This window comes from Serratia sp. H402Y (genome assembly GCF_051172415.1).
In the GTDB taxonomy this organism is placed as follows: domain Bacteria; phylum Pseudomonadota; class Gammaproteobacteria; order Enterobacterales; family Enterobacteriaceae; genus Serratia; species Serratia ureilytica.
Map to the genome: position 1 here is coordinate 1352108 of NZ_JBPIYZ010000001.1, position 18747 is coordinate 1370854.

Genomic DNA, 18747 nt, shown 5'->3' on the forward strand with positions numbered 1-18747 from the left:
TCTTAAGGTTTAGTTAAGCTTGCGGCCTTACATTGGCAGTTAATCCACGGAAACGATTCTTCTCTGGCGTTTAATATTCGTTAAACGAAAGGGATTTACAGTGTCATCAAAAGCAGTTCGATACGTTTGGGGTTAACTATGGATCAATTTTTACCTTTCTCTCGTCCAGCCATCGGCGATGAAGAAATCGCCGCGGTAGAGAAAGTGTTGCGTTCCGGTTGGATCACCACCGGCCCGCAAAATCAGCAACTGGAAAGCGACTTCTGTTCCACCTTCGGCTGTAAGCACGCCATCGCCGTCAGTTCAGCCACAGCGGGCATGCACATCACTTTGATGGCGCTGGGCGTGGGGCCCGGCGATGAAGTCATCACCCCTTCCCAAACCTGGGTTTCCACCCTCAACATGATCGAACTGCTGGGCGCTACGCCGGTAATGATCGACGTTGACCGAGAGACCTTGATGGTCAGCGCCGCCGACGTTGAGGCTGCCATCACCCCGAAAACCAAAGCGATTGTTCCGGTGCATTATGCCGGCGCCCCCCTGCAGATGGACGCTTTGCGCGCCGTGGCCGAACGCCATGGTCTGCCGTTAATCGAAGACGCCGCCCATGCGGTCGGCACGCGTTACAACGGCGAATGGGTCGGCGCGCGCGGCACGGCGATTTTCTCGTTCCACGCGATTAAGAACGTGACCTGCGCCGAAGGCGGCCTGATCGCCACCGACGACGATGCGCTGGCGGATCGCCTGCGTTGCCTGAAGTTCCACGGCCTGGCCGTCGATGCCTTCGATCGCCAGCAGCTGGGCCGCAAACCGCAGGCCGAAGTGGTGGAGCCGGGGTACAAATACAACCTGTCCGACATTCACGCGGCGATCGCCGTGGTGCAACTGTCGCGCTTCGCCGAGCTGAACGCGCGTCGTAAGGCGCTGGCGCAGCGCTACCTGAGCGCGCTGGAAGGCTCGCCGTTCCAGCCGTTGGGCGTGCCGGATTATCCGCATGACCACGCCTGGCACCTGTTTATGGTGCGCGTCGATCCCGAGCGCTGCGGCCTCGATCGCGACCAGCTGATGGAGCGCCTGAAAGAGGTTGGCATCGGCACCGGGCTGCATTTCCGTGCGGCGCACACCCAGAAATTCTACCGTGAGCGCTATCCGCAGCTGTCGTTGCCGAATACCGAATGGAACTCGGCGCGGCTGTGCACCTTACCGCTATTCCCTGATATGACCGACGCCGATGTGGATCGCGTGGTCAATGCCTTGTCTTCTGTTGTGGAGTCTTTACGTGTCTCGCGTTGAACCGATCAAAAAAGTGTCGATAGTCATCCCGGTATACAACGAGCAGGAAAGCCTGCCTGCGTTGCTGGAGCGCACTACCGCCGCCTGTAAGCAGTTATCCCAACCTTATGAAATCATTCTCGTCGACGATGGCAGCAGCGACAACTCCGCTGACATGCTGACCGCGGCGGCCGAAAAGCCGGACAGTCACGTGATTGCCGTCCTGCTTAACCGCAACTATGGCCAACATTCGGCGATCATGGCCGGTTTCAATCAGGTGACCGGCGATCTGGTGATTACCCTTGACGCCGATCTGCAGAACCCGCCGGAGGAAATCCCTCGGCTGGTCAGCGTGGCGGAAGAGGGCTATGACGTGGTGGGCACCGTGCGCGCCAACCGTCAGGACTCCTGGTTCCGCAAAAGCGCTTCGCGCGTGATCAACATGATGATTCAACGCGCCACCGGCAAATCGATGGGGGACTACGGCTGTATGCTGCGCGCCTACCGTCGTCATATCGTTGAGGCGATGCTGCACTGCCATGAGCGCAGCACCTTCATCCCGATCCTGGCGAATACCTTCGCCCGTCGCACGACCGAGATCGACGTGCGTCACGCCGAGCGCGAGTTCGGCGACTCCAAATACAGCCTGATGAAGCTGATCAACCTGATGTATGACCTGATCACCTGTCTGACCACTACGCCGCTGCGTTTGCTCAGCGTGGTCGGCAGCATCGTGGCGCTGTCCGGGTTCGTGTTGGCGCTGGTGCTGATCGCGCTGCGTCTGCTGCTCGGTCCTGAATGGGCCGCCGGCGGCGTGTTCACGCTTTTCGCCGTCCTGTTCACCTTTATCGGCGCCCAGTTTGTCGGCATGGGGCTACTGGGTGAATACATCGGCCGCATCTATACCGACGTGCGCGCACGTCCTCGCTATTTTGTTCAGAAAGTGGTCGGCGTACAGCAAGACCACAATACTCAGGAAGAAGAATGATGAAAGCTATTGTATTTGCTTACCATGATATTGGCTGCGCAGGTCTGAAAGCGCTGACTGAGGCGGGTTATGACGTGCAGGCTGTGTTCACGCACACCGACGACCCAGGTGAGAACAACTTCTTCTCCTCCGTGGCCCGTTTGGGCGCCGAATTGGATCTGCCGGTCTATGCGCCGGAAGACGTGAACCACCCGCTGTGGGTTGATCGCATTCGCGAACTGCAGCCGGACGTGATCTTCTCGTTCTACTACCGTCACATGCTGAGCGACGAGATCTTGTCGCTGGCCCCGTTGGGCGGTTTCAACCTGCATGGTTCGCTGCTGCCGCGCTACCGTGGCCGCGCGCCGGTGAACTGGGCGTTGGTGAATGGCGAAACCGAAACCGGCGCCACCCTGCACAAAATGGTGAAACGCCCTGACGCCGGCGACATTGTGGGCCAGCAGAAAGTGGCTATTGCCGACAACGACACCGCGCTGACGCTGCACAAAAAAGTGCTGGAAGCCGCACAGGCCGTGTTGAAAGAGCAGCTGCCGAAGCTGAAGAACGGCACCGCCACTTTTACCAAGCAGGATGAGTCTCAGGCCAGCTACTTCGGGCGCCGCACCGCGGCGGACGGCGAGATCTTGTGGCACAAATCCGCCAAAGAGATCAACAACCTGGTGCGCGCCGTCACTGAACCGTACCCGGGGGCATTCAGCTACCTCGGCCAGCGCAAGCTGATCGTCTGGCGTTCCCGCGTGCTGGATACCCAACACGATAAACAACCGGGCACCGTGCTGAGCACCGCCCCGCTGGTCATCGCCTGTGGCGAAGGCGCGCTGGAAATCGTCGCCGGGCAGAACGAAAGTGGCCTGTACGTGCAGGGTAGCCGCCTGGCGCAGGAAATGGGCATCGTCACCGACGTGCGTCTGGCCGCCAAGCCCAACGCCGTGATGAAACGCCGCACCCGCGTGCTGATCCTCGGGGTCAACGGTTTCATCGGCAACCACCTGACCGAGCGTCTGCTGCGCGACGATCGTTACGACATCTACGGTCTGGATATCGGCTCTGACGCCATCAGCCGCTTCCTCGACAACCCGCGCTTCCACTTCGTGGAAGGCGACATCAGCATCCACTCCGAGTGGATCGAGTATCACATCAAGAAATGCGACGTGGTGCTGCCGCTGGTGGCGATCGCGACGCCGATCGAATACACCCGTAACCCGCTGCGCGTGTTCGAGCTGGACTTCGAAGAGAACCTGAAGATCGTTCGCGACTGCGTGAAATACAACAAGCGCATCATCTTCCCGTCTACCTCCGAAGTGTACGGCATGTGCGACGACAAAGAGTTCGATGAAGACCATTCGCGTCTGATCGTCGGGCCAATCAACAAACAACGCTGGATCTACTCGGTCTCCAAACAGCTGCTGGATCGGGTGATCTGGGCTTACGGCGCCAAAGAAGGCCTGAAGTTCACGCTGTTCCGTCCGTTCAACTGGATGGGGCCGCGTCTGGATAACCTGGACGCCGCGCGCATCGGTTCTTCCCGCGCCATCACCCAGCTGATCCTCAACCTGGTAGAAGGTTCGCCGATCAAACTGATGGACGGCGGCGCACAGAAGCGTTGCTTCACCGACATCAACGACGGCATCGAAGCGCTGTTCCGCATCATTGAGAACCGCGACGGCCTGTGTGACGGCCAGATCGTCAACATCGGCAACCCGACCAACGAAGCGAGCATTCGTGAGCTGGCGGAAATGCTGCTGGAAAGCTTCAACAACCACCCGCTGCGCGACCGCTTCCCGCCGTTTGCCGGTTTCAAGGATGTGGAGAGCAGCAGCTACTACGGTAAAGGTTACCAGGACGTCGAGCACCGCACGCCGAGCATCAAAAACGCGCGCCGCCTGCTGGGCTGGCAGCCGACCATCGAGATGAAGCAAACCGTCGCCGATACGCTGGACTACTTCCTGCGCACTACCGTTCAGGAAGGGAACGATGCATGAAGAAAGTCGGTCTGCGGGTTGATGTAGATACCTTCAGCGGCACCCGTGAAGGGGTGCCGCAGTTGCTGGACCTGTTCGAAAAGTACGACATTCAGGCCAGCTTCTTCTTCAGCGTGGGACCGGACAACATGGGGCGCCATCTTTGGCGCCTTTTGCGTCCGAAATTTCTGTGGAAAATGCTGCGCTCGAACGCCGCTTCGCTGTACGGCCTGGATATTCTGCTGGCCGGCACCGCGTGGCCGGGGCGCAACATTTCACGCGCGCTGGGGCCGCTGATGAAGCGCACCGCCGAAGCCGGCCATGAAGTCGGGCTGCATGCCTGGGATCACCAGGGATGGCAGGCCAACGTCGGCAAGTGGAGCGAGGCGCAGCTGACCGAACAGGTGCAGCGGGGCGTCGATGCCCTGAGCGCCAGCACCGGCCAGCCGGTGAAATGTTCCGCCGTGGCGGGGTGGCGTGCCGACACGCGCGTGCTGGAGGTCAAGCAGCGCTTCGGCTTCCATTACAACAGCGATTGCCGCGGCACCCATCCGTTCCGTCCGGTGCTGAGCGACGGGCGTCACGGTACGGTGCAGATCCCGGTGACGTTGCCGACCTTCGACGAAGTGATCGGCAGCGAAGTCAGCATGGCCGACTTCAACGACTACATTCTGCGCGCCATCGAGAACGATCGCGGCGTACCGGTGTACACCATTCACACCGAAGTGGAAGGCATGTCGCAAGCGGCGATGTTCGAACAGTTATTGCAACGCGCACGGCAGCAGGGCATCGAATTCTGCCCGCTGAGCGCGCTGTTACCGCAAGATTTGGCGTCACTGCCGTTGGGCCGCATCAAGCGCGCTCCTTTCCCCGGCCGCGAAGGTTGGCTGGGCTGTCAAACCGATGTGAAGGACGTTACATGAAGGCGCTAAAAGGATCCTGGGCCATTCTGCTGGCCGTTTTTTTTGCTCTGGTCTATCTGATCCCGCTTAACGGTCGCCTGCTGTGGCAGCCGGATGAAACGCGTTATGCCGAGATCAGCCGTGAAATGCTGCAACGCGGCGATTGGGTGGTGCCGCACCTGCTGGGGCTGCGCTATTTCGAGAAGCCGGTAGCGGGATACTGGTTTAATAACATCAGCCAGTGGCTGTTCGGGGAAAACAACTTTGCGGTGCGGTTCGGCTCGGTGTTCAGCACCGGCATGACCGCGCTGCTGGTGTTCGCGCTGGCGATGCTGATGTGGCGCAATGCGCGCCGCGCCAGCCTGGCGATGCTGATGTTCCTGTCGATGGTGCTGGTGTTCAGCATCGGCACTTACAGCGTGCTGGATCCGATGATTTCGCTGTGGCTGGCGGCGGCAATGGTCAGCTATTACCTGACGCTGAAAGCCACCTCGGTCAAAGGCAAGCTGGGCGCCTACGCCTTGCTGGGCTTGGCCTGCGGCATGGGCTTTATGACCAAGGGCTTCCTGGCGCTGGCGGTGCCGGTGATTGCGGTGATCCCGATTGTCATTCAGCAACGTCGCATCAAGGATCTGCTGTGCTACGGCCCGATGGCGATCGTGACCGCCACATTGCTCAGCCTACCGTGGGCGCTGGCGATCGCGCAACGTGAGCCCGATTTCTGGAATTACTTCTTCTGGGTCGAACACATTCAGCGCTTCGCCGAAGATAACGCCCAGCACAAGGCGCCATTCTGGTATTACCTGCCGATCCTGCTGGCGGCGGTGTTGCCGTGGCTGGCGCTGCTGCCCGGCGCGCTGCTCAAAGGTTGGCGCGAACGCGTGCAGCGCCCGGAGCTGTTCTTCCTGCTGAGCTGGGCGATGATGCCGCTGATCTTCTTCAGCATCGCCAAAGGCAAGCTGCCGACCTATATTCTGCCGTGCATGGCGCCGCTGGCGCTGCTGATGACCGCCTATGCGGAAGACTATGCCGCCACGCTGCGCGCCAGGCTGTTTAAGGCCAACGCCTGGCTGAACGGCCTGTTCGGGCTGATTGGCATCGTGGCGCTGGTGGTGTTGAGCTCCGGTTTGCTGCCGAAAGCGCATCTGTTTACTCCGCAGGAGTGGCCGAAAGTGGTACTCGGCCTGATCGCGTTCGGCGGTTGGCTGCTGTTCGCGCTGGTCTCCGCGCGCGATAACGGCCGCCAATGGCGTTGGGCGGCCGCTTGCCCGGTGCTGCTGTGCCTGGTGATCGGTTACGCGATTCCGCAGCAGGTGACCGATTCCAAACTGCCGCAGAACTTCGCCCGCGCCACGATGGCCGAACTGGGCGACAGCCGTTACGTGCTGACCGACAGCGTCGGGGTGGCGGCCGGCCTGGCCTGGGAACTCAAGCGCAGCGACGTGCTGATGTACAGCCAGAAAGGCGAGGTGGCCTATGGTCTGGAGTATCCGGACGCCAAAGGGCACCTGATCAGCGACGCCGACTTCCCGCAGTGGCTGGCGCAGGCGCGCAAGCAGGGGAATGTGTCGCTGGTGTTGCAGCTCTCCCGCGGCGAAGCGCTGCCGCAGGAACTGCCTGCCGCAGACAAGGTGGATCGCATGAACCGTCTGGTGCTGATGTGGTATAAACAGCAACCATGATCGGTTTTCTGTTGGTGATAGTGGTCAGTCTGCTCACCTGTGGTGGGCAGCTGTGCCAGAAGCAGGCGGCGCACTGCTGGGAACGGGCGGACGAGGCGCGGCTCAAGCAGACGCTGCGTTGGCTGGCGCTGGCGGTGCTGTTGCTGGGGCTGGGCATGGCGGTGTGGCTTAATGTGCTGCAACGCCTGCCGCTCAGCCTGGCTTACCCGATGCTCAGCCTTAACTTCGTGATGGTGACGCTGGCCGCGCGCTGGCTGTTTCATGAGCCGACGACCGCGCGCCATTGGTGTGGCGTGGCGTCGATTATGCTGGGGATCCTGCTGATGAGCGTGCATTCATGAAGGGCTATGCCTGGGGCGCTGCCAGCGTACTGCTGGTGACGCTGGCGCAGTTGCTGATGAAGTGGGGCATGGTTCAGATCCCGCTGATGTCGTTCGCCGACGTCTCGCTGACGCTGATCGGCGACTACTGGCTGCCGCTGCTGGCGGTGGGCGGCGGCATCTTTGGCTATGCGCTGTCGATGCTGTGTTGGTTCTTTGCGCTGCGCCATCTGCCGTTAAACCGCGCTTATCCTCTGCTGAGCGTCAGCTATGCGCTGGTTTACCTGGCGGCGGTGATCCTGCCGTGGTTTAACGAATCCGCTACGCTGCTGAAAACGTTGGGCACGCTGTTTATTCTGTTCGGCGTCTGGCTGATTAACAGCAAATCCGAGACCAAATCGCCGCAATAGGGCCAAAACCGGCGATCCTGCTATTATCTCCCTCATGGCGCTTGCCTTTTTCCCCGTGCGGGAGATAAATTAACGCGAAATAGCGCTTTCCTTACGTGGTGCCGGCTTTGCCTCGCAGGCAGTGTAGTGGTGTACCGAATGGCATAATGCGGCAACGTGTTCAATGAAGGGATATTATGCGGATGCGTGTGTGGTTTTTATTAGCCAGTTTAATCCTCGCCGGTTGCAGCAGCCATGCGCCGCCACCCAGCGGCCGCCTGGCGGATTCTATCGTGGTGGTGGCTCAGCTCAATGAACAACTGCGCCAGTGGTACGGCACGCCATACCGTTACGGTGGCCTGGATCGCGGCGGCGTGGATTGCTCCGGCTTTGTTTACCGCACGTTCCGCGATCGCTTCGATATGCAGCTGCCCCGTTCGACCGAAGAGCAAACCTCGCTGGGCACCAAGGTCTCGCGCGACGAACTGATGCCGGGCGATCTGGTGTTTTTCAAAACCGGCGGCGGTGAGAACGGTCTGCACGTTGGCATTTACGATACCAACGACCAATTTATCCACGCTTCGACCAGCCGCGGGGTGATCCGCTCCTCGCTCGATAACGTTTACTGGAAACGGGTGTACTGGCAGGCGCGGCGCATTTAGCCTTAACCCGTTGATTTGGTGTATCATGGCGGCATCACGTGTTTTGAACGGTGCCTGCCATGAACAGTTTGCGTTTACTGATCTCCGACTCCTACGATCCCTGGTTCAACCTGGCGGTGGAAGAGTGCATCTTCCGCGAAATGACCACGCAAAAAATCCTCTTCCTGTGGCGCAATGCCGAAACGGTGGTGATCGGCCAGTCGCAGAACCCCTGGAAAGAGTGCAACACCCGGCGTATGGAACAGGATGGCATTCGGCTGGCGCGGCGCAGCAGCGGCGGTGGGGCGGTATTCCACGATTTGGGCAACACCTGTTTCACCTTTATGGCCGGCAAGCCGGGGTACGATAAAAGCGTCTCCACGAACATCATTCTGCAAGCGTTGCGGCAGTTGGGCGTAACGGCCGGCGCATCGGGGCGCAATGACCTGGTGATGGAAACTGCCGATGGGCCGCGCAAAATATCCGGCTCCGCCTATCGCGAAACGCAGGATCGCGGTTTCCACCACGGCACGCTGCTGCTGAATGCCGATCTGGAGCGGCTGGCGGACTACCTCAATCCGGATCCCAAAAAACTGCAGGCCAAGGGCATCACCTCGGTGCGTTCGCGCGTCGCCAACCTGGCGGAGTTTTTGCCGGGCATCAGCCATGAGCAGGTGTGTGAGGCGATCGTGCAGGCCTTCTTCGCCCACTATGGCGAGACGGCCGAGCCGGAGATCATTTCGCCGGATGTATTCCCCGATCTGCCCGATTTTGCCGCGCAGTTTGCCAAACAGAGCAGTTGGGAATGGAATTTCGGCAAGGCGCCGGCGTTCAGCCATCTGCTAAATGAACGCTTCGTCTGGGGTGGTGTGGACCTGTTCTTTGATGTCGAGAAGGGGACAATTGTTCGTGCGCAGGTATTCACCGACAGCCTGAATCCGGCTCCGCTACAGCGGTTGGCGGACATGCTGGTGGGCTGCGCGTATCGCAGTGAGCCCGTCGCCGCCTGCTGCGACCGTCTGGTGGCGGCCTATCCGCAACAGGCGGCTGAATTGACCGAGCTGCGGCAATGGCTGAGCGATACCATCCGCTAGCCGGGCGGTCTGGCTGCGAGGGGATGAGCGTGCTCATCCCTTTTTTTATCGCTGAAAGCGACGTTTCGCTGGGCGTAGTGCAGATTTTCTGAAAATCAAGGTGGGCATTTTTTCAGGTTTTCAATGCTGCGAATAACGGGCGGAATTGATGCGTTATTAAATTTAATCAGTCATCGTTAACGGCCGGAAAAATTGGCGTTAAGTCAGAAAGATTATTTTACTTTATTTAGGATTTTTCTTAATTAAAACAAAGGAGATAAGTCAAATTTGGCCTCAAATCCATTCCACTTAAGCCAAATATCTTTTCGCATCACGCGCCGAACGAGAAAACTGGCGTAAGTGCGGCTGCTTTTCTTTGCGCCGTTCGCGATTGTCGTATAGCTTTAATCTATCAATTAAATGATATTTTACGAGCATTTGCATTGATATTTCCGATTAATCCCAGAAGGATTGATCGATAAAATATATTGATATACGATGATACGCTAGCCATTCATCCTGTGGCATTAAAATGAACATCCAACTCGAAGCTGACTTTATTAGTAGCTATGTTTTTCAACCTGTTTACTCAATGGAGGGCGGGCTGTTGGCGGTGGAAATGTTGAGCCGTTTCAACAGTCTCGACGGTGATTTAGCCATGCCGGCCGAAATTGGGATTAATTTATTGGCGCCTGAACAAAGGATTGAGTTATTTAATGAGCAATTGAGACTGGCGGAGCAGCATGCGGCCTGGTTTACCGGTAACAGCGTGCAGTTGACCATCAATATCGAAGAAACCATCGTCGAGCTTATTCTTTCCGATCCGGCCTTGTGCCAGAGGATCCGGCAATATCCTTTTATTGCATTTGAAATGAGTGAGAGTTTTCCGAATCTTTCTGCCGGAAAGAACAATACGAGCGTGCGGCGATTAAGCGAATTGTTTACGCTGTGGCTCGATGATTTCGGTTCCGGTAAAGCCACGCTGACCGCGTTGTACGATGGTTTGTTTGACTACGTAAAGATAGACAAGCGTTTTTACTGGCAGCTGTTTACCCATCAGGGGTATGACGTGGTCATCGACTCGTTGTTAAAGAATATCAACCTGTTGTGTAAAGGCGTGATCGTCGGAGGAATAGAGAAAAAAGAGTACTTTAATAAACTCAGATACGCCGGTGTTTTAGGCCTGCAAGGTTTTTTATGGCCCAGCGTTGGTGTGGATAATCTGCAAGCTTTGCTGGCGATGCCCAGCGAGTTCAATAATTAAGAAGTGATACAAAAAAACTACACACAATGAGGTAAATAAGCGACGGGGTGATGTTTAGCGTGATTCAGTCGCCGTTATTCCCCCACGTTTTGCTGATAACCGCGTTTGTCAGCCGACGTTCAGCGCGTTTCCTCACGCGAAACCTCCCGCATCCGTTCTGGCGACAGGCGGATGCGTTCTCCCTGCATTCCTTCGGTGTTAATCCTCCCGTTCAGGCTCTACACTACGCTGAAACGGAGGGCCTATGCCGCAATTCGATAACGCTTACTACCAACAATTACCCGGTTTTTACACCGCCCTGAACCCGACGCCGCTCAAGGATGCGCGCCTGCTGTACCACAGTGAGCCGCTGGCGCGCGAGCTGGGGCTGGATGAAAGTTGGTTTACTCAGGATAAAACCCCGATTTGGGCGGGGGAAACGCTGCTGCCGGGCATGCAGCCGTTGGCGCAGGTGTACAGTGGCCACCAGTTCGGCGTCTGGGCCGGGCAACTGGGCGATGGGCGCGGCATTTTGCTGGGCGAACAAGTCCTGGCGGACGGCAGTCACCGCGACTGGCACCTGAAGGGCGCCGGGCTGACGCCGTATTCACGCATGGGGGATGGCCGCGCGGTGCTGCGTTCGGTTGTCCGCGAGTTTCTGGCCTCTGAGGCGTTGCACCATCTGGGGATCCCCACCACGCGTGCGTTAACTATTGTCACCAGTCAACAACCGGTATACCGCGAGCAGCCGGAACGCGGCGCGATGCTGCTGCGGGTGGCGGAAAGCCATGTGCGCTTCGGTCACTTCGAACACTTTTATTACCGCAAACAGCCGGAGCAGGTGCGGCAGCTGGCGGATTTCGTCATCGCCCGTCACTGGCCGCAGTTGCAGGATCAGGCCGATCGTTACCTGTTGTGGTTTACCGACGTGGTCGAACGCACGGCGCGCCTGATCGCCCATTGGCAAACCGTCGGATTCGCCCACGGCGTGATGAACACCGACAACATGTCGATTCTCGGCATCACCATCGATTACGGCCCTTACGGCTTCCTCGATGACTATCAGCCCGGCTATATCTGTAACCATTCCGACCATCAAGGGCGTTACGCCTTTGATAATCAACCGGCGGTGGCGCTATGGAACCTGCATCGCCTGGCGCAAACCTTGTCGGGGCTGATGACTGCCGAACAGTTGCAGCAGGCGTTGGCGGCGTATGAACCGGCGTTGATGCGCGCCTATGGCGAACAGATGCGCGCCAAACTGGGCTTCTTCACGCCGACGGCGCAGGATAACGACGTGCTGACCGGCCTGTTGAGCCTGATGGCCCAGGAAAGGCGGGACTATACCCGCACGTTCCGCCTGTTGAGCGAAACCGAACAGCAACAGGCGCAGTCGCCGCTGCGCGATGAGTTTATCGACCGCGCGGCCTTCGACGCCTGGTATCAGCAATATCGTCAGCGTTTGCAGCAGGAGCAGGTCAGCGACGCGGAGCGGCAACGGGCGATGAAGGCGGTGAACCCGCGGCTGATCCTGCGCAACTACCTGGCCCAGCAAGCGATTGAGGATGCGGAGAAAGACGACGTCGGCCGTTTGCAGCGGTTGCATCAGGCCTTGCTGCGGCCGTTCGACGATGCGCCGGAGTATGACGATCTCGCCGCGCTGCCGCCGGACTGGGGCAAACATCTGGAGATTTCCTGCTCCAGCTGAGATGAAAAAAGGGCGCCTCATGGCGTAATGCTGGTCAGTTAGCGTTTTTATGCAGGCGTTCGTGAAATTTTCGGTCGATAAAAGTGAGATGCCTCATGTGGCTCACGCACCTCGACCGAGCCAGGGGCCGAAGGCGCGGCTCCTGGCAACCCGCGCCTTTGCCCTGTCAGACGGTTGGCTTTGCCAACTGCCCTCTCTCCGCCATAGCGCATTGAGGCCGGTTGCGACAGGCGTCCCTGCCTGTCTCACCTGAAACCGCCGTCCATGGCGGTTTCTCCTAATGCGCTATGCCTGCGTTCGGCGTCTTCAAGGGCGCCCAACACCGCGCTCATCTCCAACTTCTCTACCACAACCTCATAAGCGACAGATTTCCCGGTAGCAGCCAGCTCAGGTGTTGACCTTGGGCTCGCATCACCGGCTGCCGAGCAAGACGGCGTTGTCAGGGGCAACCGGCCAGGGAAGGCCGGTTGAGGCGAGACTAACAGGGACGTTTGTCGCAGCCGACCCGCCCGACAATGCAGACGCGGCGAGGGTATCCGCATAGCGGACAGACGGTGTTAGGCGAAGGCGCGGGTGGAGGGGCCGCGCCATCGGCCCCTCCAATTGCCGTTCATATTGGCCACAGAGAAATGCGGGACATTTACGGCAATTCCCCTGCACAGAACGCCCAGAGGCTGGATAAAAAAATGCCACTCAGGATTAACTGAGCGGCATTACGCCTCATGGCGCCCTTGAACGTTTCATTGGCGCAGATAGACCTGCGGCAACGACACTTCGGGATGATGAATCACGCCGAGATCGGCCTGGTACCAGCGGGTGAGGATTTCCGTCTGCAACACTTCCTGCGGTGTGCCGCTCGCCACCAGACGCCCCTGATGCAACAGCAGGATGCGGTCGGCGTACAGCGCCGCCAGATTGAGATCGTGCAGCACACAGCAGACGCCCAGCGGCTGTTGGCGCGTCAACGAGCGCAGCAGGCGCAGGGTATGCTGCTGGTGGTAAAGATCCAGCGCCGAAGTCGGCTCGTCGAGGAACAGCCAGGCGGGGGACGGCTGCGGCTGCCACAGCTGCGCCAATACCCGCGCCAGTTGCACCCGCTGCTGTTCGCCGCCGGACAGCTGACGATAGTCGCGCTGCGCCAGCGCCAGGCAATCGGTCTGCGCCATCACCTGTTGGATCGCCTGGTGCTCGTCGCGTTTGCCGTGCGGCGCGCGTCCCATGCTGACCACTTCTTCCACGCTGAAGGGGAACGCCAGATCGCTGTATTGACGCATCACGGCTCGGACTTTGGCCAACTGCTGCGGCGCCCAGTGTTCCAGCGGGCGGCCAAGCAGCCGGCATTCGCCGCAGTCCGGCGTCAAATAGCCGGTCAGCAAACGCAGCAGCGTCGATTTGCCGGCGCCGTTAGGGCCGATAATCGCCACCATTTCACCGCCGGCGAGGCTGAGCGAAACATCGTTGATCAAGCGGCGCGTACCGAGGCTGTAGCGCAACTCCCGGGCCGTGAGGTTGGCGGCGTTATCCACTGGTTCGCTCCCGCTGGCGCACCACCAGCCACAAGAAGTAAGGGCCGCCGATCAGGCTGGTCATCAATCCCACCGGCATTTCGGCCGGCGCCACCAGCGTGCGCGCCAGCGTGTCGCTGACCAGTAACAGGCAGGCGCCGCCCAGGGCGGAGCAGGGCAACAGCCAGCGGTGATCCCCGCCGAGGCGCATGCGCACCAGATGCGGCACCACCAGACCGACGAAGCCGATCACGCCGCTCATCGCCACCGCCGCGCCGATCAACAGGGCGCTCAACAGCAGCAGCTGCAGCTTGGCGCGCTGAACGTTCACGCCGAGGTAGTGTGCCTCTTCGTCCCCCAGCTGTAACAGGTTCAGACGACGCGCCTGCAGCAGCGTCAGCAGCGCCGTGGGCAGGATCAGCGAGGCGGAAACGGCCAGCGTCGGCCATTGCGACTGGCTGAGGCTGCCCATCATCCACAGCGAGAATTGGCGCAGCTGTTGATCGCTGCTGATGTAGGAGAGCACGCCGATGGCCGCCATGCACAAGGCGTTGATCGCGATGCCCGCCAGCAGCAGCCGCGACAGATTGCCGTGCCCGCTGCGGCTGATGCCGTAGATCAACAGCGATACCAGCAGGCTGCCGAGGAACGCCGCCAGCATGTGGCCATACAACGCGATCGTCACCGGCAACGCCAGCGGCATCACGATGAACAGCGCGACAAACAGCGCGCCGCCGCTGCTGATGCCCAGCAGGCTCGGATCCGCCAGCGGATTGCGGAACAGCCCCTGCATTACCGCGCCGGATACCGCCAGCGCACAGCCGATCACCACCGCCAACAGCACGCGCGGCAGACGAATGTTGATCCAGATGTGCCAGGCGGCGTCGCTAAAGGGTTCGCGCCACAGGGTGCCAAACGACAGCGTCAGCGCGCCCAGGTTAGCGGCGACCAGCGCCAGCAGCGTCAGCAGCACCAGCAGGCCGATGATGGCTAACTGAGGCGAGGTGCGACAGCGCATTACTTTTGCTCCGCCGCGTGGCGCAGTTTGGCCAGCGCAGCCGGCGTTTCCAGACCGAAGCCCAGCAGCGCCATGTCATCGACGATCAGCACGCGACGCTGCTTGCCTGCCGGCGTCAACGCCAGACCCGGCAGCGTCCACAGCTGCTGTTCGCCGCCGAGGGTGCGCACGCCGTCGGTGGTGACCAGCAACAGGTCCGGCGCGCTGGCGATGACGCCTTCCTGCGACAGCGGGCGGTAGCGGTCAAAGCCCTGCATGGCGTTTTTCAGTCCGGCGGCGGCGATCACCGCGTCGGCGGCGGTGTGTTGCCCGGCCGCCATCGGCGTAATGCCGCCGTGGCTCATCACAAACAGCACCTTGACCGGCAGCGGAGTGGTATCGACCGCCGCCAGCTGCTGTTGATAGCGCTCGCTCAACTGCTTGCCTTGCTCATCACGCTGCAGCGCGGCGGCGATCGCGGCGATTTTTTGCGGCACCGCCTGCAGGGTGGTGTCACCCGGCACGCTGACGACCTTGACGCCGCTGTCCGCCAGTTGTTTGAGCACCAGCGCCGGCTGCGCCAGCTCGGTCGTCAGCACCAGCGTCGGTTTCAGCGCCAGAATGCCTTCGGCGTTCAGCTGGCGCATGTAGCCGACGTCCGGCAGCTTTTTCGCCGCTTCCGGATGCAGGCTGGTGCTGTCGCGGGCGATCACGTCGTCGCCGGCGCCGAGCGCAAAGGCGATTTCCGTCACGTCGCCGCCGATCGAGACGATGCGCTGTGCGGCGGCGGCGGTGAGCGGCAGCGTCAGCGTCACCATCAACGCCAGGCGGCGGATCAAGGAGGATTTCATGCGGCGATGTCCTTGGCGGCGAGCGCGGCGACCTGCTCGCGCCACTGGGTTTGTTCCGGTTGGCCTTCGGTGCGCTGGCCATACAGCTGCGCGATCTGCGTGCCATCTGCGGCGAACAGCTCCAGGCTGGTGACGATGCCGTCTTTGGTCGGTTTGCGGGTGATCCAGCTTTCGGCGATGGCGTTTTCAATCAGGTGCAGCGTGAAGCGGCGGTTGAACACGTTGATCCAGCCTTCCTGCGGCATCAAGCGTTCGATCTGGCCGGTGAAAATCTGCACGCAGCCACGGTTGCCGACGAAGATCATGATCTCATTTTGCTGTTGCTGCGCCGCCTCCAGCAGTTGCGACAGCGCGCTGTTGTCCACCTGATAGGCCAGATCGTCGCCGACGGCGCGGAAGGCCTGCTGGCGCGTCAGCTTATTGCGGCTCAGCAGCTGGAAGAACTGGTGGACGTCGGTCATCGCGCGCCATTCAGCGTCGATTTTGGCCTGATCCTGCGTGGCTTCATCGGAGGTGGCCGCCTCGGCGGGCTGCAGCGCCAGCGCCGGGTTTTCTTCGCTCAGGTGGCGTTCCACCAGCGCCATCCAGGCCGGCAGATCGGTTTCCTCGGTGGTGTAGACCTTGTGCAGCGCATCGCCCTGCGGGTCAAAGAACTGAATGCTGTGGCGCACGCCGCGCTTGTTGGTTTCGCTCATGGCGAAGACGCTGGTCCAGTGGTTGAGGAACAGGCGCAGATCCAGCTCGCGCGGGTTGAGGATCAGCCCGGCGTGGCCGTTGAGGTGCTGGTTGCGGTAGCGCCCCATCTGCTCATGCACCGCATAGCTGTTGCGGGTGATGGACTTGGTGACGCCCACTTGCTCGAGTTCGGTCAGCAACGTGCGGGCGTCGGCCTGCAGGCGGCGGGCGTCGTGGCCAACGCGGGCGTGCGTCAGTTCCGCTTCGCTGACGCCAAGGATCGCCGCCAGATCGCGGGCGTATTTGCCGGGATGGTCGATTTTAGCCTGTTGGTAACGTTCGTACAGGGTGTTGCTCATGCGGGATTCTCCTGCGCTGTGATGCGAATGGCGGACACACCGGATGTCCGCCAGATAGTCAAATGATCACCACTGGTAGCTGACCAGCAGTTTGGCGTTGCGGCCATCCTGCGGGACGCCCTGCGGCGAGTAGTACTCTTTGTCGAAGGCGTTGCCCAGCACCACGGTGGTGGTGACGCCCTGCAGACGGTCGCGGCCTTTGTAGCTCAGATAGAAGTCGTTAACCCCGTAGCCGCCTTGCTCCGGCGTCCCCGTCTGCACGCGGGTGGCGCGTTCGGCGAAGGTGGCGACCCAACCGGCGGACAGACCGGTTTCGCCCAGCGGGACATCCAGCGAGCTGGTGACGGTGTCCGGATTGATGTCGGCCAGCCAGTCGCCGCTTTTCGCGTTCAGCTCGCCATTACGAGACTTGTCCTTACCACGTGTGCGGTTGTAAGCCAGATCCCAGTTAAACCACTTGGTCTGATAATTCAGTGAGGTGTCCCAACCCCAAATCTTGGCGCGAGAGATATTTGCAGAGGCAGTCTGTGTGCGAGTCACATACATGAAGATGTAGTCTTTGGCGTCGGTATCGAAGTAACTGGCCTTGAATTGCAGGCTGTCATCCGCCATCAGCAGATCGTCGAAGCGCAGGCCGAAACCGGCTTCTGTCGTGCTGGTGGTTTCCGGTCGCAGATTCGGGTTAGGCACCCAATAATTGCCGGGGAAGTGGCGCGAATCGTTGTACATCTCTCCCATCGTTGGGGCGCGGAAGGCCTGGGAATAGGAGCCGAACAGCATCAACCAATCGGTCGGTGAATAGCTCAGGCCACCGCGTGAAGACCATTTGTCGGCTTTGACGTCTTCATGACCCTGGCTGCTGCCCTTGTAATCGTCATAGCGGGTGCCGGCCAGCACGGTGACCGGTATGTCGCGCAGCGTAATTTCATCCTGCAGCCAGCCGGAGGCAAAGTTGATTTTAGCTTGCGGGAAGCTGGTGGTGGCGCCGCCTGGACGTTGTTTCTGTTGATAAACCTCGGAACCATAGGTCAGCAGGTGTGACGCGAAGCTGTCGGTGAACAGGCGCGTGCGGTTTTCCAACTTGGCGCCGTTGGTGGTCTGTTTGCGGAATTCGTCGGTCACGCTGGCGTTGTGCGCATTGATTTTGACTTCCGAGGTGTAGAGCTTGGCGGTGGTATCCAGCCAATCCTGGTCGACCGGTTTGAGTTTATAGCTCAATGCCGCATCACGCTGGATGGTGGAGCGGTTGGTCATCGGGTTGCCGCTCGAGCTGTCCGGTGTCTGCGGGTTTTTCGGCTCTTGGGCGCTGTTGTTGTAGTAGCGCAGATCGCCGCTCAATGACTGGTTGTCGTCGATCTTCCAGGTGCCTTTGGCCAGCACGTTGTTGATGGTTTCGTCGTTGGGGGCATCGAAGCCATTGCCCTGGCGCAGATTGCCGACGTCGCGGGTGCCGAACGACAGCAGACCGTCGAGGTTATCGGTCTTGCCGTAGGCGCTGGCGCCCATGCCCAAGCTGTGATCGCCGCTGCCGGCGGTGCCGTAGACGCGGAACCCGCTATCGTGGCCCGGCAACAGCAGATCGGCGGCATCGACGGTCTCGTAGGCTATGACGCCGCCCAGCGCACCGCTGCCATACAGCAGGGCAGAAGGGCCGCGCACGATTTCAATGCGTTTTACCAGCGCCGGATCGAGGAAGGTGCCACCGATGTGGCCGGTATCGGTGCCCTGGCGGATGCCGTCGACCAGCGTCAGCACGCCGTTTTTGCCATAGCCACGGATGCTGACGTCCTGACCGTTGCTGCGCCCGGTGCCGTTGACAGTAATACCCGGCACGCGACGCAGCATATCGGCAGCCGAGGTGGCGGTCTGGCTTTCCGGCGAACTGCCTTCGATGACCGTCACCATCATCGGCGCTTCAAAGCTGCTGCGCTGATTGCCGGTGGCGACCACGGTCATGGTTTCGTCAGCGGCTTTGGCTTTTTTGGCCGGCGTCGCGGGGGAGGAAGAGGGTGTCGTGCTGGTGTTTTGTGCCAAGGCCACCGTAGGCAGAGCGCAGGCAATCGCCAGACTCAACGCGGAAAAACGCAGCCGGGTGGAAAATGTCAGAGGCATGGTGCAACTCTCCGTATGTAATGAAACATATCAATAGATTTGCTGGCTGCCTGGATCACAAGATCGGGG

16 protein-coding genes are annotated in these 18747 nt (G+C 60.1%); 11 read left to right on the forward strand and 5 right to left on the reverse strand.

Features of this window, described 5'->3' with window-relative positions; all coding sequences use genetic code 11:
* Positions 1-138: 138 nt before the first annotated feature.
* The 11 genes from arnB (at position 139) to ACSBQS_RS06935 (ending at position 12179) form a co-directional block, all read left to right on the forward strand.
* On the forward strand, positions 139-1293 hold the full coding sequence (arnB, locus tag ACSBQS_RS06885; protein ID WP_047026209.1) for a UDP-4-amino-4-deoxy-L-arabinose aminotransferase: 1155 nt from the start codon (positions 139-141) through the stop codon (positions 1291-1293).
* Complete coding sequence (arnC, locus tag ACSBQS_RS06890; RefSeq protein ID WP_033642884.1) at positions 1280-2260, forward strand: undecaprenyl-phosphate 4-deoxy-4-formamido-L-arabinose transferase; 981 nt, start codon at positions 1280-1282, stop codon at positions 2258-2260. Before arnB ends, arnC begins: the two co-directional genes overlap by 14 nt.
* On the forward strand, positions 2260-4242 hold the full coding sequence (gene arnA / locus ACSBQS_RS06895) for a bifunctional UDP-4-amino-4-deoxy-L-arabinose formyltransferase/UDP-glucuronic acid oxidase ArnA (RefSeq protein WP_033644264.1): 1983 nt from the start codon (positions 2260-2262) through the stop codon (positions 4240-4242). The genes arnC and arnA overlap by 1 nt, the downstream gene beginning before the upstream one ends.
* On the forward strand, positions 4239-5144 hold the full coding sequence (gene arnD, locus ACSBQS_RS06900; RefSeq protein ID WP_033652453.1) for a 4-deoxy-4-formamido-L-arabinose-phosphoundecaprenol deformylase: 906 nt from the start codon (positions 4239-4241) through the stop codon (positions 5142-5144). Before arnA ends, arnD begins: the two co-directional genes overlap by 4 nt.
* Complete coding sequence (gene arnT / locus ACSBQS_RS06905; RefSeq protein WP_434990057.1) at positions 5141-6805, forward strand: lipid IV(A) 4-amino-4-deoxy-L-arabinosyltransferase; 1665 nt, start codon at positions 5141-5143, stop codon at positions 6803-6805. Before arnD ends, arnT begins: the two co-directional genes overlap by 4 nt.
* Entirely contained in the window at positions 6802-7146 is a 345-nt protein-coding gene (gene arnE, locus ACSBQS_RS06910) for a 4-amino-4-deoxy-L-arabinose-phosphoundecaprenol flippase subunit ArnE (protein ID WP_033642887.1), read from the forward strand. Before arnT ends, arnE begins: the two co-directional genes overlap by 4 nt.
* Positions 7143-7535 carry a 4-amino-4-deoxy-L-arabinose-phosphoundecaprenol flippase subunit ArnF gene (gene arnF, locus ACSBQS_RS06915; RefSeq protein WP_033642888.1) on the forward strand — a complete coding sequence of 131 codons (393 nt, stop codon included), beginning with the start codon at positions 7143-7145 and terminating at the stop codon, positions 7533-7535. The genes arnE and arnF overlap by 4 nt, the downstream gene beginning before the upstream one ends.
* 176 nt (positions 7536-7711) lie before the next feature.
* Complete coding sequence (locus tag ACSBQS_RS06920; protein WP_016927954.1) at positions 7712-8176, forward strand: NlpC/P60 family protein; 465 nt, start codon at positions 7712-7714, stop codon at positions 8174-8176.
* 59 nt (positions 8177-8235) lie between these two features.
* Entirely contained in the window at positions 8236-9249 is a 1014-nt protein-coding gene (locus tag ACSBQS_RS06925) for a lipoate--protein ligase A (RefSeq protein WP_046898508.1), read from the forward strand.
* Positions 9250-9760: 511 nt separating this feature from the next.
* Positions 9761-10492, forward strand: a complete 732-nt coding sequence (locus tag ACSBQS_RS06930) for an EAL domain-containing protein (protein ID WP_033642891.1) — start codon at positions 9761-9763, stop codon at positions 10490-10492.
* A 244-nt stretch (positions 10493-10736) separates the two neighbouring features.
* On the forward strand, positions 10737-12179 hold the full coding sequence (locus tag ACSBQS_RS06935) for a protein adenylyltransferase SelO (RefSeq protein WP_197666322.1): 1443 nt from the start codon (positions 10737-10739) through the stop codon (positions 12177-12179).
* Between the two features lie 740 nt (positions 12180-12919).
* Here the strand turns inward: ACSBQS_RS06935 and ACSBQS_RS06940 are convergent.
* From ACSBQS_RS06940 to ACSBQS_RS06960, 5 genes are all read right to left on the reverse strand, one after another.
* A complete protein-coding gene (locus tag ACSBQS_RS06940) occupies positions 12920-13705 on the reverse strand; it encodes a heme ABC transporter ATP-binding protein (protein ID WP_033642893.1) in 786 nt (261 codons plus the stop codon).
* Positions 13698-14702: a FecCD family ABC transporter permease gene (locus tag ACSBQS_RS06945; protein ID WP_197666321.1), complete on the reverse strand. Its 1005-nt coding sequence runs from the start codon at positions 14700-14702 to the stop codon at positions 13698-13700. The genes ACSBQS_RS06940 and ACSBQS_RS06945 overlap by 8 nt, the downstream gene beginning before the upstream one ends.
* Entirely contained in the window at positions 14702-15532 is an 831-nt protein-coding gene (locus ACSBQS_RS06950) for a heme/hemin ABC transporter substrate-binding protein (protein ID WP_434990062.1), read from the reverse strand. The genes ACSBQS_RS06945 and ACSBQS_RS06950 overlap by 1 nt, the downstream gene beginning before the upstream one ends.
* A complete protein-coding gene (locus ACSBQS_RS06955) occupies positions 15529-16566 on the reverse strand; it encodes a hemin-degrading factor (protein ID WP_033642896.1) in 1038 nt (345 codons plus the stop codon). The genes ACSBQS_RS06950 and ACSBQS_RS06955 overlap by 4 nt, the downstream gene beginning before the upstream one ends.
* Before the next feature lie 66 nt (positions 16567-16632).
* On the reverse strand, positions 16633-18678 hold the full coding sequence (locus ACSBQS_RS06960; protein WP_434990064.1) for a TonB-dependent hemoglobin/transferrin/lactoferrin family receptor: 2046 nt from the start codon (positions 18676-18678) through the stop codon (positions 16633-16635).
* Between the last annotated feature and the right edge of the window lie 69 nt (positions 18679-18747).